Source organism: Pontibacter roseus DSM 17521, assembly GCF_000373265.1.
Classification (GTDB): domain Bacteria; phylum Bacteroidota; class Bacteroidia; order Cytophagales; family Hymenobacteraceae; genus Pontibacter; species Pontibacter roseus.
The window spans coordinates 95897-112558 of record NZ_KB890767.1 but is presented as its reverse complement, the minus strand read 5'-3'; the positions used below and the strand labels follow the sequence as shown (position 1 = coordinate 112558).

The 16662-nt window shown below is 54.2% G+C and carries 10 protein-coding genes; 7 read left to right on the top strand and 3 right to left on the bottom strand.

All coding sequences use genetic code 11. The features are described from left to right. The first annotated feature begins 1 nt into the window (after position 1). The gene (locus tag B051_RS0117135; RefSeq protein WP_018479451.1) at positions 2-2827 is read left to right on the top strand and encodes an FAD-binding and (Fe-S)-binding domain-containing protein; all 2826 of its coding nucleotides are present in this window, start codon (positions 2-4) and stop codon (positions 2825-2827) included. Positions 2828-2936: 109 nt separating this feature from the next. On the opposite strand, the gene B051_RS0117130 is transcribed toward B051_RS0117135, so the two are convergent. From B051_RS0117130 to B051_RS21575, 3 genes are all read right to left on the bottom strand, one after another. Beyond that, positions 2937-3680, bottom strand: coding sequence for a DeoR/GlpR family DNA-binding transcription regulator (locus B051_RS0117130; RefSeq protein ID WP_018479450.1), 744 nt, complete (start codon positions 3678-3680; stop codon positions 2937-2939). Positions 3681-3931: 251 nt separating this feature from the next. Next, on the bottom strand, positions 3932-5107 hold the full coding sequence (locus tag B051_RS0117125; RefSeq protein WP_018479449.1) for an acyltransferase family protein: 1176 nt from the start codon (positions 5105-5107) through the stop codon (positions 3932-3934). An 88-nt stretch (positions 5108-5195) separates the two neighbouring features. Beyond that, positions 5196-8243, bottom strand: a complete 3048-nt coding sequence (locus tag B051_RS21575; RefSeq protein ID WP_018479448.1) for a glycoside hydrolase family 3 N-terminal domain-containing protein — start codon at positions 8241-8243, stop codon at positions 5196-5198. Between the two features lie 683 nt (positions 8244-8926). On the opposite strand from B051_RS21575, the gene B051_RS0117115 reads away from it, so the two are divergent. The 6 genes from B051_RS0117115 to B051_RS0117090 all read left to right on the top strand — a co-directional run bounded on the left by B051_RS0117115 (position 8927) and on the right by B051_RS0117090 (position 16558). Further along, positions 8927-9841 carry an N-acetylmuramoyl-L-alanine amidase gene (locus tag B051_RS0117115; RefSeq protein ID WP_026236481.1) on the top strand — a complete coding sequence of 305 codons (915 nt, stop codon included), beginning with the start codon at positions 8927-8929 and terminating at the stop codon, positions 9839-9841. A 91-nt stretch (positions 9842-9932) separates the two neighbouring features. Further along, positions 9933-11282 carry a D-alanyl-D-alanine carboxypeptidase/D-alanyl-D-alanine-endopeptidase gene (locus tag B051_RS0117110; RefSeq protein ID WP_018479446.1) on the top strand — a complete coding sequence of 450 codons (1350 nt, stop codon included), beginning with the start codon at positions 9933-9935 and terminating at the stop codon, positions 11280-11282. 42 nt (positions 11283-11324) lie between these two features. Next, positions 11325-12341 carry a dipeptide epimerase gene (locus B051_RS0117105; RefSeq protein ID WP_018479445.1) on the top strand — a complete coding sequence of 339 codons (1017 nt, stop codon included), beginning with the start codon at positions 11325-11327 and terminating at the stop codon, positions 12339-12341. Continuing rightward, a complete protein-coding gene (locus B051_RS0117100) occupies positions 12341-13408 on the top strand; it encodes an aminotransferase class I/II-fold pyridoxal phosphate-dependent enzyme (protein WP_018479444.1) in 1068 nt (355 codons plus the stop codon). The genes B051_RS0117105 and B051_RS0117100 overlap by 1 nt, the downstream gene beginning before the upstream one ends. A 592-nt stretch (positions 13409-14000) precedes the next feature. After that, positions 14001-15266: a DUF819 family protein gene (locus B051_RS0117095; protein ID WP_018479443.1), complete on the top strand. Its 1266-nt coding sequence runs from the start codon at positions 14001-14003 to the stop codon at positions 15264-15266. Positions 15267-15349: 83 nt separating this feature from the next. Beyond that, positions 15350-16558, top strand: coding sequence for a C40 family peptidase (locus tag B051_RS0117090; protein ID WP_018479442.1), 1209 nt, complete (start codon positions 15350-15352; stop codon positions 16556-16558). The last annotated feature ends 104 nt before the right edge of the window (positions 16559-16662 follow it).

The window sequence follows — 16662 nt, the reverse complement described above, 5'->3', positions numbered from 1 at the left end:
TATGACAATTGAAAGGCTTTTGGAAGCAGTATTGCCAAAAGCGCGCATACGGGCACGCCTGATTGATGTCGTGTCCTACGCTTCTGATGCGGGCTTTTATTACCTCAGGCCGAAGGCCGTGGTGCAGCCCGTTTCAGAGGAAGAAGTACAGAAACTTTTCGCCTTTTCGCGGGAGCATGGCATCCCGCTCACCTTCCGCACGGCCGGGACCAGCCTCTCGGGGCAATCCATAACAGATGGCATACTCGTGGACCTGAGCCAGTACTGGAACCAGGTGCAGGTAGAGGGAGAAGGGAAGCAGGTGCGGGTGCAGCCAGGCGTGATTGGTGCCATCGTGAATGCACACCTGCGCAGGTATAAGCGGAAAATCGGTCCGGACCCAGCCAGCATCAATTCAGCCATGGTAGGAGGAATCTTATCGAACAACGCCAGCGGCATGTGCTGCGGCGTGAGCAAAAACTCCTACCATACCACCAAGTACATTCGCTTTATGTTGCCCAACGGCAAGGCCTTCACCACGGAGTCGGAGATTGACTACCTGCGTTTCAGTGAGGAGTGTCCGGAGCTATACCACACGCTGCAGCAACTGAAGCAGCAGATACGGAGCAACCCGCAGCTGCACGACCTCATCCGGCACAAGTACAAGACCAAGAACACGGTCGGCTACTCCGTCAACGCATTCATCGACTACGAGCATCCGCTCGACATCATGGCGCACCTGCTCATTGGAGCGGAAGGAACGCTGGGTTTCATAGCGGAGGCGGTGCTGCAGACGGTACCCGATTATCCGTCCAAATCCACGGCGCTGCTGTACTTCCCTGATATCTACGCCGCCTGCCAGGCCATTGCGCCACTTGCGGTAGCTGGCGCTGAAGCCGTAGAACTCATGGACCGGGCCTCGCTGCACTCCATTGAGCACATGGTGGGCGTACCGGCCATTATCAAGACATTGCCCGATACGGCGGCGGCCCTGCTGGTGGAGTTCCAAGGGAACAGTGCGGGAGAGGTGCAGGAGAAGATACTGACCTTTATGGATTTGTCCACAGAACTGGCCATACTGGAGCAACCGGTGTTTACCACGGACCCAATAGAACAGGCTTTCCTGTGGAAGGTGCGCAAAGGCATGTTCCCGGCCGTAGGCGCGGTGCGAGCCAGCGGAACCACTGTTATCCTGGAAGACATTGCTTTTCCGGTAGACAAACTGGGCGACGCCATTCTGGACCTGCAGAAGCTTTTCCGGAAGCACGGCTACGCCAATGCCATCATTTTCGGACATGCCAAAGACGGCAACATCCACTTTGTGGTGACGCAGGCATTTGAGTCGCCTGCTGAGATTGAGCGATACGACCGCTTCCTGCGGGAGGTGGTGGAACTGGTGGTGCATCAATACAATGGAGCCCTGAAAGCAGAGCACGGCACCGGGCGCAACATGGCCCCGTTCGTAGAGACGGAGTGGGGACCGGAGCTATACCAGGTGATGAAAACGCTGAAGGAGGTGGTGGACCCAAGGAATCTGCTTAACCCGGGCGTTATCATCAACCACGACAAACAGGCCCACATCCAGAACCTGAAGGAGCTGCCTAAGGTAGAGGAAGAGGTGGACCGTTGCATGGAGTGCGGTTTCTGTGAGCACAAGTGCCCAAGCCGCAACCTCACGCTTACGCCCCGCCAACGGATTGTGGTGCGCCGCGAGCTGCTCAACCTGAAACGAAAAGGGCAGAAGAAACAGCACAACGAGCTCCTCCACCAGTACCAATACGATGGGCTGGACACCTGCGCCGTGGACGGTCTGTGCGCCACCGCCTGTCCCGTGGACATCAATACCGGTGACCTGGTGAAGCGCCTGCGGCGCGAAAGCCACAGCGACCTAGCTAATAACCTGGCCCTGCTCGTTGCCAAGAACTTCAAGCCAGTGACATCAGCGGTAAAGTTTGGCTTGATAACAGGAGCAGGGGTGAACAGGCTCTTTGGCGACAACACATTGGCTAACCTGACCAAGGGCATGAAGGAAGTCATACCTGCCTTCCCGCTCTGGACGAACCAACTGGCCCCCGCCCCAGGTATAGCCGAAGCCATGAACAGCGTGAGCAATTCGCCACAGGAAGCGGCCGTAGTGTATTTCCCCACCTGCATCTCCCGCACCATGGGAACTACCACGGAGGGGAAGAAGAACATCATCGAGACGTTCAAGAGCATCTCTTACAAAGTGGGGGTGAAGTTCATGATACCGCAGGATGTGCAAAGCGCCTGCTGCGGCCAGATATTCTCCTCGAAAGGGTATAGCAAAGCCTACGCCCACACCGCCAACGAGACCATCCGGAAGGTATGGGAGTGGACGGACAGAGGCAGGTTGCCGCTGGTGCTCGACATCACGTCCTGCACGCATACCCTGCAGAGCTGCCGGCCGGTGCTCACGCCGGAGAACCGAGAGAAGTTCGACGCCATCACCATCATAGACAGCATCGACTACATTGCTGATTTCATACTGCCCAAGGCGAAGGTGCTGAAGAAGAAGAACAAAGTGGTGGTGCACCCGGTCTGCTCGCTGCAGAAGATGGGGCTGGAGGCGAAGTTCGTAGGTATAGCCCAACAACTGGCACAACAGGTGACGGTGCCCATGCACGCGGGCTGCTGCGGCATGGCCGGCGACCGCGGCTTCCTGGTACCAGAACTCACCGCCTCGGCTACCGCGCCGGAAGCCCAGGAAGTGAAACAGACCCAGTACGACGGCTACTACTCCACCGCCAGAACCTGCGAAATGGCCATGTCGGAGGCTGTGGGTAAGAACTACGAGTCCATCGTGTACATGCTAGACGAGTGTATCTAGTCAGACTGGGTTGATTTACTCGCTCCTATAAAAGAATAAAATAAAGCAGCCGCGCCCGCTCTACCAATAGAGCGGGCGCGGCTACTTTGCTATATGTCGTAATGGCTTCTTAGACCACCGTTATAGCAGAGGCATACTCGCGCAGGCTTGCGTCATTCGGGTTCAGGTCTGTGACCAGGTAGTGAATCGAGTTCAGGTCGCATACCTTCATGTTCTGGTCAGAGCCTAGCTTCTCGGCGATGCTCATGATGGCGGTTCTCTTGGCAGAGCGAATCATTGCTTTCTTCACCTGCACCACTTCCCAATCGGAGTCCGTCAGGCCATCTTCCACGGAGAGGGAGTTGGTGCCGAGGATGCAGAGGTCTACCTTGATTTCAGAGAGTTGGTTCACCACCTGCGCGCCAATCATGATGTGGGAGTTTTTGGAGAGCTGGCCGCCCAGCAGAATCACGTTGATGTTGGAACGCTCCGCCAACTCCAGGGCCACCAGTGGGCTCACGGTGAAGAAGGTGCTGCGCAGGGTGTCAGGTATCATGCGGGCTACCTCAATCATCGTGGTGCCGCCGCCCACCAGTACGCTCATGCCATCTTTCAGCAGGTTGATGACCTTGCGGGCCACCTCTTTTTTGGATTCCTTGGCGTATACCTCCGATTGGCTGAACGGGTAATGGAAGGATTTGGAGAGAGCGCCGCCGTGTACCTTCAGAATCTGCCCGCTTTCAGCCAGTTCGTTCAAATCCCTTCTGACCGTATCTTCCGACACGTTGAGCTTCAAACTCAAATCCGATGAAAGCACCTTGTTGTGCAGATTGATTTGCTTTATGATAAAAGCCTGCCGTTCCTCCTTGAGCATCCTGTCCTGTTTTAATCGCTAAAAACCAAATATAAATTATTTTTTGAAATATTATAAAAGGGATATACACTGATTTTGTCCGAATCAGGTTTGTAGGCTGAGCGATTAGAGGGATTTCTACAATCCTATACCTCCTGAAGAGTCAGAGAGGATTGTGTAAGTACAGCGCTTTCCAACCATATCTTGGTTGGCACAAACAAAAACGCCTGCTCCAGTGCTGGAACAGGCGTTTTCAGTGACGGCAGGTATGGCTATACCTTCACATAGATTTTTTTCTTGTCCATCCAGAAGCCCACCAGCCACATCACCAGCATATAGGCGAGGGCAAACATAAGTGAGGCAGCTTCCCCTTCGGACCAACTCAGGAAAAGTTTGGTGTAGAGCCACTTCTGCAGACTCATGTCGTCTATCCGGATGAAGTTGAGGAGCTTGATAACCAGTGTGGCAAAAGCGAAAATGAAGAGCGGGTTTTTGCCGAACGCCTCGAAGAAGTAAGACCACTTCACAATGCCCAGCACTTCGATGACCAGCATCAGCCCGGCAATCAGCATCACGCTCAAGCCAACCGAGTGCAGCACGTAAGAGCTTGTCCAAATCGGCTTGTTGATTGGGAAGTAGATATTCCAAACCAACGCCACGGCCACCAGCGCAGCGCCTGCCAGTATCAGCTTGAAGACGGTGCTCAGGTTGTTGCCGCTCTTCTGGATGAAGAGTCCGGCGAAGTAACCCGCCAGTACGTTCACCGTGGCGGGCAGCGTGCTCAGCAAACCTTCCGGGTCAAACGGGATGCCGAAGCCTTTGTAGAGGTTGGTCTCAGGTATAATCAGGTCATCGAACTTGCGGGCGGCGTTGCCAGCAAGGCTGTATGGGTCAGCGGAATCACCGAAGAAATACATAACCGCCCAGTAACCCAACAGCACCACCACACTGAAAATAGCCGCTCCCTTGAACTTGAGGTAATGCACCGTCAGTGAGGCAATGAAATAGCAAAGCGCTATACGCTGCAGCACACCCATGATGCGTACGGCTGTGAAATCCTTCAGTACAATGGCTCCTTCCGGGTCGCGTGTGATAAAGGGGAAGAGGTTCAGGAACAGGCCAATCAGGAAAATAAGGGCGGTGCGCTTGAATACCTTGCGCAGAAACACGCTGTCAGGCTGCGTTGCAAACTTGCGCATGCTGAAGCTCATGGCATTGCCCACCACGAACAGGAAAGACGGGAACACCAAATCGGTGAGCGTGAAGCCATGCCAGGCGGCGTGCTTAAAAGGCGCATAGATGCTGCCCCAACTGCCGGGGTTGTTTACCACGACCATCAGCGCGATGGTAAGGCCGCGGAGGACATCCAGCGATAAGTAGCGCTCGTACGTTTGCGGCCGCAACAGACCGTCAGCCGTCAGGGGAGGTGCAGTAGAGAGTTTAGTCATCGAAGTGCGTTTAAGGTATAGCGATGATGAAGCGTTGTGTAAAAAAGATAGCCGCCCCATTTTCACGGGACGGCTATACCTTGATTTGTTACTTTACAGAAGCCTCAGCGGGCTGTTTTTCCTTGCTCTTGCCCATGGCGTCGTACACCACTTGCAGTACGCCGGTGCGGGTGTTGAGCTTGCTCAATTTGCTGTTTTCACGGGTCGGGTTTACGCGGTTGCTCAAGAACACATACACCAGGTTGTTCACGGGGTCAATCCAGGTATAGGTGCCTGTAAAGCCGGAGTGGCCGAAGCTCTCTGCCGGTGCGCTTGGTGCCGCATTGCTGTTCGGCGCGCCTGGCTTGGCTGGACGGTCGAATCCCAGGGCGCGGTAGTTGCCCTGGTCGCAGAACTGGCATTTGCTGTAGTCGCGTACCACATTCTCGGCGATATAGCGCTTGTTGGCATACAGGCCGTCGTTCAGGTATAGCTGCATCAGTTTGGCCACGTCGTTGGAGTTACCGAACAGGCCGGCATGGCCGCTCACGCCACCCAGCATGGCAGCGCCTTCGTCGTGCACGGTGCCGTGCAGCAGCTGCTTGCGGAAGTGCGGCTCATATTCCGTAGGCACAATGCGTGACAGAGGATACTGCTTGTATGGGTTGAACGTGAGGGTAGTCGCCCCGATTGGCTCGTAGATGGAGTTCTGCAGATAAGTCTCAAATCCCACGCCGGTGATGTTCTCCACCACTTTCGGAGCCAGAATGAACGATAGGTCGCTGTACACATAGCCCGGCTTCTCATTCAGCGGCGACTCCATGATTTCCTTGTATATCTTGTCAGCGTACTTGCGATGGATGTACAGGCTATCGGCCACCTTGATAGGGAAGCGGGCCGAAGAATCTGCCTTGAACGTGCGCCACTTGAACTTGCCGCTCTCCTTCACAGTCTCCTTCCAGAATGGAATCCAAGATTTCAGGCGGGCCTGGTGCGTGAGGATGTCGCGGTAGCTTAAGTCGGCTTTATTCGTGCCGGCAGCCATGGGTAGGTACGTGCCCAGCGTCTTGTTCTCGTCGAAGCGGCCTTCGCCTTTGAGGCGCATCAGCGCGGCCATGGAGGTGCTGATTTTGGTCACCGAAGCCAAGTCATAGAGGTCGTCCACACGTACCGGCTGTTCCTTGTCGTAGGTATGGTGGCCGAAGGCTTTGTGGTAAATCACCTTGCCGTCTTTGGCTACCAGCACTTGCGCGCCTGGAGCCGCTTCTTCACGAATGGCCTGGTGCACGAGCGAATCTATACCTGCCAAGTCCTGCGACTTGAGGCCCACCGCTTCCGGCATGGAATAAGCCAGGCGCCAGCCTCCGCGGGTCAACAGGCCATCGCCAATCTTGAAGGAGTTGCTCACCGTAACCGGCAGTTTGCCTGTAGCGCCTATACCTCCGAAAATCATCTGCGAAGCCAAATCCTGGGTAACTGCGTTTTCCTGATAGGCCGCAATCACAGCATCTGCTTTGTCAAGGCTCTCCATTTCGGCGAGGCTATACACGTTGCCGAACACGCTCACAATAGTCTTCTTGTTGCGGATAAGCTCCTTCAGGAACAGGTTCATCTCGGCAGTGATACCGAAATTGCTGCTGCCCGCCTTGAGCTGCAACGCGTGTACGCCTGCAATAATCAGGTTGTAGTCTTTCAGTTTTTCTTTCATCGCCCACAGCTCCTCAATGGAGTTGGTCGGCTGCAGGAAGAACGTGTCTACCTGGGTATAGCGGGCGAGGTCACGCTGGAAAGCGGTCTGCTTTTTCGTGCCAATCGCCAGTGCCGCCACTTTCAACGTGTCAAGCGTTTGAATCGGCAGGATGTTGTTTTTGTTACGCAACAGCGTGAGCGACGCTTCGGTCAGCTGACGGTTCAGGTACTGCGCGTGCGGATTGTTGAGGTCGGCAATCAGGTTTTTCGTCTCGATGGGCTCCCACTTGTCCAGGCCTACCCATTGCTTGGCGGCCAGCACTTTGCGGACACGGGCGTCAATATCGGCCTGAGTGATTTCCTTGTTGGCGATGGCTTTCTTCACTTCTTCAATGGTTGTCTTCACATCCATCGTGTTCAGCATCACGTCGTTACCGGCCAAGAGAGCTTTCACGTCCACTACGCCTGGAGGGTAGAACTTGGCTACACCCTGCATGTTGAGGGCGTCGGTAAACACCAGTCCTTTGTATTTCAGCTCATTCTTGAGCAAGTCTGTTACAATCGGTTTCGAGAGGGTAGAGGCGAGGTTCGGTGTGTTGTCCAGTACCGGGATGTTCATGTGTGCCACCATCACGCTGCCCAGTCCTTTGTCCATGAGGGCGCGGAAAGGGTGCAGCTCCGTGGAGTCGAGGCGGATGCGGGAGAAGTTGATGAGCGGCAGGCCGTAATGTGAATCCACGTTGGTGTCGCCGTGTCCCGGGAAGTGCTTGGCGCTGGCCAACACGTGGTTGTCCTGCATGCCCTTCATGTAAGCCAGCGACTTGCTGGCCACGTTATACTTGTCTTCGCCAAAAGAGCGGAAGCCGATAACTGGGTTGTTGGCGTTGTTGTTGATGTCCACGGTAGGAGCGAAGTTCACGTGCACCCCCAGTCGCTGGCACTGGCGGGCAATCTCGGCACCCATTTCGTAAATCAGGCGCTCATTGTCGATACCACCCAAAGCCATCTGGTACGGGAAACGGATGGTGCTGTCGAGGCGCATGGCCAGTCCCCATTCACCGTCAATCGAAATCATCAGCGGCACCTTGCTCTCCTGTTGGTAGCGGTTGGTCATTTTGGCCTGTCGCACCGGACCACCCTGGAAGAAAATCATACCGCCCACTTTGTAGGTTTTCAGGATGTTGCTCACCGAGTCAATGTGTGCCTGGTTCTTGTTGGAGTACACTGGAATCATGATGAGCTGGGCGATGCGCTCCTCGGGAGTCAGGGTTTTCATGACGGAATCAACCCAGCGGCTGTTGGTGTGCTGCAGGAAGTCGGCGTCGCGGCCCGGGGTGAAAGTGGCAGCCGTTGCTTTCTTGGCGGCAGCCTTGCCGGATTTTGCCTTGTTGGTCTGGCCCTGCAGGTTACTGGTGCCAAAAGTCAGCAGCAGCGCAACGGCCAGCGAGAGGTAATGGTGTGGTTTCAAAGTGATAAGTGTTAATAGGATATCAGATACACTGCAATTTAACAGATTTCGGGCGAATGCATTTTTATTTGCGGGAATTTTTTCAAATCCTGCAAATAAAAGCAATATTGGGAACGCAAAGTAAGTAAGCAATCAGTAGCCAAAGATACGATGTTGCGGCGGGTATACCTAGAGGCGGGGTTTGACACTTAATAAGTGTACTTCCTTGATTTAGGAGGGGAGTTTGGGAACGCTTGACATCCCCCCGCCCCCTTCGAAGGGGGTCTTTCTGACGCTACTGTTGGTCACAAGGATTCGTTATAGCACACAAGTTGGCAGGTATAGCAAAGCATATTTTATAACAGCAGCAACGAAGAGAGCCATCTATCAGGTGCACTACTTGACGCTCCACTGTGGGGGTAGGAACCCTCTTTAAGAGCGTTCAGCGAGTGGGGGTAAGGGCCCCCGAGGAAGGAGCGTCTTAATTTTTTTGCCTCCTTTTTTCATCAAGGAAAAAAGGAGGTGCCCGCCGCACAGGCGAAGCTATGAAACAAGGCCTATTGCTATACCTTAAAAGCTGCAACACTAGTTACAAACTGGCGTCATGCACAGTAACAGATTATGCATAGGCTAACTTTCTAAATAACAATCTGGCAGGTATAGCCAAATTGATTTTTTATATTTACTGAATAAGTAGACACCAAATGAAACGTATTCTGACGCAAGCACTTAGTCTGTTGCTAGGCTGCAGCCTACTGGCGAGCTGCGCCACAAACCCTTATGCCGCTACCAATAAGTCGTATAAAAAACAGGCCAAGGCCTATGCCAAATCGCTGCGGGCTATACCTGCCGCACCAGATGGGGAGCATACCTACCCGCAAGGGGACTATTGGGTGGGCACCACCAACTTCAACCTGCGCAAGCCCAACTACGTGGTCATCCACCACACGGCGCAGAACTCCACCGAGCAGACCCTGAAGACCTTCACCATACCCTCCACCCAGGTGAGTTCGCATTACGTAATTGGGCGCGACGGCAAGGTATATCAGATGTTACACGACCACATGCGCGCCTGGCATGGCGGGGCAGGCAAGTGGGGTAACAACACCGACCTCAACTCCAGCTCCATCGGAATTGAGCTCGACAACAACGGCTCCGAGCCCTTCCCGGAGGAGATGATTACCAGCCTCATTGCCGTACTGGGTAAACTCAAAAAACAACACGGTATACCTACCGAGAACTTTATAGGCCACGCCGACATCGCCCCGGTACGTAAGGTGGACCCAAGCCCGCTGTTCCCTTGGAAGACTTTGGCCGACAACGGTTTCGGATTGTGGTTTGATGAGGACGTGCTGGCAAAGGAGCAGGTGCTGCGCGAAGTGCCGGTAGGCGGCGAGAAGGATGCGTCGCCGTTGCTGGTGATGGAGACGGTGCCGAAACATGTGCTGCCCAACAACTTCAACCCGCACGACGCCCTGCGTATCATTGGGTATGATGTGCGCAACCCAGAGGCTGCCGTTCGCGCCTTCAAAATCCACTTCATCCAGACCGATGTGGAGGCGCCGCTGACAGAGGACGAGAAATTGATTCTGTATAACCTGTATCAGAAGTATTTGTAAATTGGGGGTAATCATCTCATGCTCCAAATGCTCCCGCATATGAGTACTTATTGATTGTCTAGGTACATAAAAAAGTAATAGTAACTCTTCCATGACCAAACCTCTACTCACTCGCTATACCTGGCGGCTTCTACCTTGCCTCGGCTTATTCTTCCTGCTGGGCTGTAGCGCGGCCAAACCCAAGACCGAAGCGCCCGCCCCCTACGGGCCTGCCGAGATACAGCAGCGCGTGTCGGCAGTGGGCCTGCTGCAGCAAAGCTTCGTGGGCTTTGTGTTGTATGACCCGGAACTGGGCAAGGCGGTGGTAGAGCACAACGCCGACAAGTACTTCGTGCCGGCTTCCAACACCAAGCTTTTCACGTTCTATGCTGCCTCTAAAATGCTAGGCGACTCCATACCTGCCCTCAAGTACGTGGCCAAAGGCGACTCGCTGATTTTCTGGGGCACCGGTGACCCGACCTTCACGCACATGGACCTGCAGAACAACATCGCCTACGATTTCCTGAAAAACCGCAAGGAAAAGCTCTACTACATCGAGGCGCCCATGACCAGCACGCCCTTCGCCACCAACTGGGGTTGGGACGACTACAACTACTATTACCAGCCGGAGCGCAACGCTTTCCCGATACACGGCAACGTCGTCAAATTCAAGAAGGACAGCACCACCGCCTATACCACCACACCAGCTTTTTTTGAGAAGCACGTAAAGCCTGATACATCCAAAAACGCCCACCGCGACACCTTCCGCAGGGCCTGGCGCACCAACGACATCGCCTACAACCCGAAACGCGCGGCTATTGCCTTCTCTCAGGAAGTGCCCTTCATCACGTCACCCGAACTGACGGTGCAGCTCCTGGCCGATACCCTGAAGCGTCCCGTGAAACTGGTGAAACGCGCTATACCTGCCAATGCCCAGACGCTCTACGGCCTGCCCGCAGACACCGTGTTCAAACGCATGCTGCAGGTGAGCGATAACCTGATGGCCGAGCAACTGATGATACTGAGTTCTGGTACACTGTCGGATACGCTGTCAGTGGAGCGGGCCATCAAACATGCCGTGAGCACCTACCTATCTGATTTACCTGACGCTCCTATATGGATTGACGGATCAGGTTTGTCCAGTATGAACATGTTCACGCCGCGCAGCATCATCGCGCTGTTGCAGAAAATGCAGGCCGAGCGCCCGAAAGAGAAGTTGCTGCCCATGCTGGCTGTAGGAGGCAGGCCAGGCACCTTCCGCAACATCTACAAAGCCGAGGTTCCGTTTGTTTTCGGTAAGTCCGGTACGCTGGCGCATGTGCATAACCAGAGCGGCTACATCATTACCAAGAGCGGCAAACTGCTGCTCTACAGCTTCATGAACAACAACTTTAAATCGTCTTCGTCAGAGATACGAAGCGCCATGGAGCGCATCATGACCGAGGTGCACGAGAAGTATTAAAAGAATGAACAAGCTAGTTTATACTACACAAACCAACCAACTATGTTGAAACTAACGATACGCTCTTTCGAGCTGCCGCTGCGGCATACCTTCACCATCTCCTACGACTCCCGCGACGTGCAGGAAACCCTGATTGTGGAGCTGCAGCATGGCGAGCACAAGGGATATGGCGAGGCGACGAGTAACCCATATTACGGCTTCACCATCGAGAACATGACCAATGCGCTGGAAAGCATCCGCGAGAAGATTGAGTCGACGGAGCTGACCTCGCCGGAGGAGTTTTGGGCGCAGATGCAGCCACACCTGGCTGACAACCCTTTTGCCCTGTGCGCCCTGGATTTGGCTGCCAACGACCTGTTCGGCAAAATGCACGGCCAGCCGCTTTACAAAATGTGGGGCCTGGAGGCGGAGAACATGCCGCTGACGGATTATACCATCGGCATCGACACCATCGATAACATGGTGAAGAAGCTGCAGGAAATGCCGTGGCCGCTCTACAAAATCAAGCTCGGTACGAAGGAAGATGTGGCCATTATTCAGGAGCTGCGCAAGCATACCGATGCCGTTTTCCGTGTAGATGCCAACTGCGCCTGGAGCGTGGAAGAGACCATCGAGAACTCGAAGCACTTGAAGCAACTGGGTGTGGAGTTTATCGAGCAACCCATGCGCGCCGATGATATGGAAGGCATGAAGGCCGTATTCGAGCGGTCTGAGCTGCCCCTGATTGCCGATGAGAGCTGCATCACCGAAAGCGACGTAGCCAAGTGCAACGGACATTTTCATGGGGTGAACATCAAGCTGACCAAATGCGGAGGCCTCACGCCCGCCCGCCGTATGATTGCCGAAGCCAAGAGTCTGGGGATGAAGGTGATGGTAGGCTGCATGACCGAATCCAGTGTGGGTATATCGGCCATCGCGCAGCTACTGCCCATGCTCGACTACGTGGACATGGACGGCGCCCTGCTGCTGAGCAAGGACATCGCCACCGGCGTCACCATCAACTACGGCCAAGTGAAGTTCAGCAACGTGAACGGCACCGGCGTTACCCTGACAGCTTAATGGCCAATAAGGTATACACAGACCAACTGCCGGGCCGTACCCTGGTGGTAAACGAAGAGGAGTTCCTGTTTTTCAGCGGGACCTCTTACCTGGGTATACCGGTGAATTCTGAATTCAGGCAACACCTGCTGGAAGGTATGGCCCGCTACGGCACCAACTACTCCAGTTCCCGCAACTCCAATCTGCAGCTGCAGGTGTTCGAGGAGGTGGAGGAGTACCTGGCCAGGTATACCGGAGCCGAGGCGGCCTTCACGATGTCGTCGGGCTACCTGGCGGGGCAGGCGCTGGTGCAGACCCTGCAGGGGAGCGGGCATTTCATTTACGCGCCCAACACGCACCCCGCCCTCTGGCGCAGCACCGCCGATGAGGTCACCGGCGACTACGACGCCTGGGTGGGCCCTATGCTGCGGAATGTGCAGGCCTCGGGGAAGACGCACATTATTTTGGTCTGCAACTCCCTTGACCCGCTCAAGGCGCGCAACCACGGTTTCAGTTGGTTAAGCGCCTTGCCTACTGACAAGCAAATCACCCTGATTGTCGATGATTCGCATGGCTTCGGGGTGACAGGAGAGGATGGGGCAGGAATTTACGCACAGCTGAGCGCGCGCCTGCTGCCGAATATGCGCTTGGTGGTGGCGAGCTCCATGGGAAAGGCGCTGGGGATACCTGCCGGCGTGGTTTTAGGCGATAAAGAATTGGTAGACCAGCTGCGGCGCAGCCACTATTTCGGTGGGGCGTCACCGGCTATACCTGCTTACCTGTATGCTTTCCTGCGTTGCGAATCTGTCTTTCGGGAGGCGCGTGTGAAGCTGTATGCAAACATCGCTTACTTTCTGAAGCATTTGGAGCGTCCGGAGCAATTCAGTTACTTTGACAGATACCCTGTGTTTGGGGTGCATCAACCTGGCTTGGCCGCCTTCCTGCAGGAGCACGGGGTTATTATCTCCAGCTTCCGCTACCCAACGCCTGCCGATGAGCCGATAACAAGGGTCATCTTGAACAGTGCGCACACTGAGGCGGATTTGCAGCGCTTGACGGAGTTGATACATCAGTTTTCAGGAGAGTAGCTTTATAAGCTAATGATTTGAAGTCTTATAGCTGCAGTTGTTCTATACCTGTAACTTTGCTGTTTCATACCTTCGCCTGTGCGGCGGGCACCTACTTTTTGTCTTGACACAAAAAGTAGGCATAAAAGTCAAGACGATTTTGAACTCGCTGACCGCTCGAACAAAAAATCGTCATCGGTGCACCTGTCTTAGGCCGCTGCTTTGTGGCTAAGGTTGTAAGTATGCCTTGCTATACCTGCCAGTGTACAAGTGCTACAGTGTCTATACCTTAGAAAAAGCTGTGGCAGGAAGTCCCCCTTCAAAGGGGGCAGGGGGATGTTAATCGGCCGCGGGATTTTTCTTTTGAGAGGGTAATCAGGTATAGTCGCATGGTCAGGGGTGGAACCAAGAAGTGTCTGGACCAGTCCAGGTGCGTAGACCACGTAGCATGAGGGCTCAAAACAGAGCAACGCAGCTGTTGGCACAAGGGCACCGGAACGACCAAAGACTTGCAGCGAAAACTCGCTAGGGTGCAGCAACAGCCATAATCCAAAGGTAGATTAAACAGCGAAAATAAATACAACATCAATCCTTTAGAGGAAAACCAAATTTCATGGAAGAAACCACCACCGCTACAGCACCCCTTATCACCAACGATGCCGTTGTGCTGGGTATACTCGTCGTTATACTGGCCATCATCTTCAAAACAGCCTCCAGTGAGCGCACCGTGTTCAAGAAGTTCTACTCGGTTGTGCCCTCGCTCTTGCTGTGCTATCTCATACCTAGTTTGCTCAACTCACTCAACATCATTTCCGGTGAAACGTCAGGGCTGTACGGAATGGCGTCGCGCTACTTGTTGCCGGCTAGTTTGGTGCTCTTCACCATCAGCCTCGACCTCAAAGAGATTTGGAAACTGCGTCACAAAGCGGGGCTTATGTTCATCACAGGCACGGTTGGAATTATCATTGGCGGACCCATTGCCATACTTGTAGTGTCAACCTTTGCACCCGATATTGTAGGCGGACAGGGGCCTGATGCCGTATGGCGCGGACTTTCTACCATAGCCGGTAGTTGGATTGGCGGCGGCGCAAATCAGCTGGCCATGTTCGAGGTGTTCAAGCCTAACCCGAACCTGTTCTCAGCCGTGATTGCCGTCGACGTGATTGTCGCTAATATTTGGATGGCGGTGCTGCTGTACGGTGCCGGAAGGTCGGAGAGGATAGATGCTTTTTTCAAGGCAGACAGCTCGGCTGTGAATGACTTAAAGAACAAGATTGAGAGCTACCGCCAGAGCATCATGAAGGTCCCTACGCTGCCCGACATCATGTTGATAGCCGGTGTAGGCTTCGGCCTGACTGGTCTGGCGCACTTTTTTGCCGATATTATAGCCCCATGGATTGAAGCTAACGCCCCTTATCTTGCCCAATTCAGCCTGACATCTGGCTTCTTTTGGCTCGTGGTGCTGGCTACCACATTTGGGATGCTCCTGTCCACTACCAAGGTTCGTAACCTGGAGGGGGCTGGCGCTTCCCGCATTGCGAGTGCATTCCTCTATATCCTGGTGGCAACCATCGGTATGCAGATGGACGTAGGTGCCATCTTCAGCCAACCCGGTCTGTTTCTAGTTGGCATCATTTGGATTTCGATTCACATGCTGTTGCTGTTGCTAGTAGGTAAATTGGTCAAGGCACCATTCTTTTTCCTGGCAGTAGGCAGTCAGGCCAATGTGGGCGGGGCGGCCTCAGCGCCTATTGTAGCAGCTGCCTTTCATCCGGCACTGGCGCCAGTGGGCGTCCTCCTCGCTATACTCGGTTATGCCGTGGGCACCTATGGTGCGTACATCTCAGCCATACTCATGCAGTTGGTAGCACCCCAGTAGCGAATTATTATAAAGAGAAAAACGTTTAGTGAATAATGCTGTCACCTGGTTCCTGTGCTGGCAGATGATTTAAAATCCATGCTATGATTAAGAAAAATCCTTTCGTGCTGTTGCTGTTGTTGGTCCTGTCTTCCTGCGCCGGCACGCAAAGCACCTCCTCTGAAACAGCCGCGGCGGCAGATGCTAAAGCTGCAGTATCTCCTGCCCAAACGCACGTTGACGCGGTGCGTCAGCAGTATGCACCGGACAAACGGGTTGCTCTGTTCGATGTGAAACCCAACGGCGATGTGCTGCGCGGAGAGACCAACATGCCGGAGGCAAAAACTGATTTGATGCAGCGCCTGCAGGCCGCTAACATTGCTTTTGTGGATAGTATTCAGGTGCTACCGGAAGCTGCGCTTGACGGAAAGCATCAGGCCATTGTGACTATCTCTGTGGCCAACCTGCGCTCGCAGCCGAAACACTCTGCTGAGCTGGCCACCCAGGCCACCATGGGCACGCCGCTCCAGGTATGGAAGAAGGATGACGGCTGGTACCTGGTACAGACTCCGGACAAATATTTGGCTTGGGTGGACTATGGCGGTATCGCTTTGATGGACGAGACCGCTTTCAACAACTGGCAGCAGGGCAAAAAGCTTATCTATACCAAAACTTACGGCTTCGCCCACGCCTCAGCAGACAAAAATGCCACGACTGTATCAGACATGGTATACGGCGACGTGATGGTGTTGAAGAATAAGACAAAAGATTACTACGAAGTAGCCTTCCCGGACGGACGCACCGGTTTTGTGTCTACTGCCGAAGCGATGGATTTCAAGGAGTGGGTAGCTACCCGTAAACCAACTGAGGAGAATCTGGTAGCCTCCGGCAAAGAGATGCTTGGTATGCCCTACCTGTGGGGTGGTACCTCTGTGAAGGGCATGGACTGCAGCGGGTTCACCAAAACCATATTCTTCATGAACGGTCTAGTGCTTCCGCGCGATGCTTCCCAGCAAATTCACATCGGCGAGTTGGTTAACACAGATAAGGGCTGGGATGAATTGCGCCCGGGCGACCTGCTGTTTTTTGGGGTGCCTGCCAAAGACGGAAAATCGGAGCGTGTGGTGCATGTCGGCATGTGGATTGGCGGAAACCAGGAGTTCATCCACTCTGCCGGCCGCGTCCGCATCAACAGCATGAATCCAAACGCAGCCAACCACGACGCCTTTGAGTTAGGCCGTTTCCTGCGAGCCAAGCGTATTTCGCCTGAAGCCACGCTGGTGGATTTGCGCGAGAAACCGCTATATGAGTAGGGTATAGGTTAAACAATTATTGATAGCAAAAAAGGCAGTAGCGAAAGCTACTGCCTTTTTTTGTTGCATGTCGCTCTGATGGATGACCTCACTCTCTGCTATAC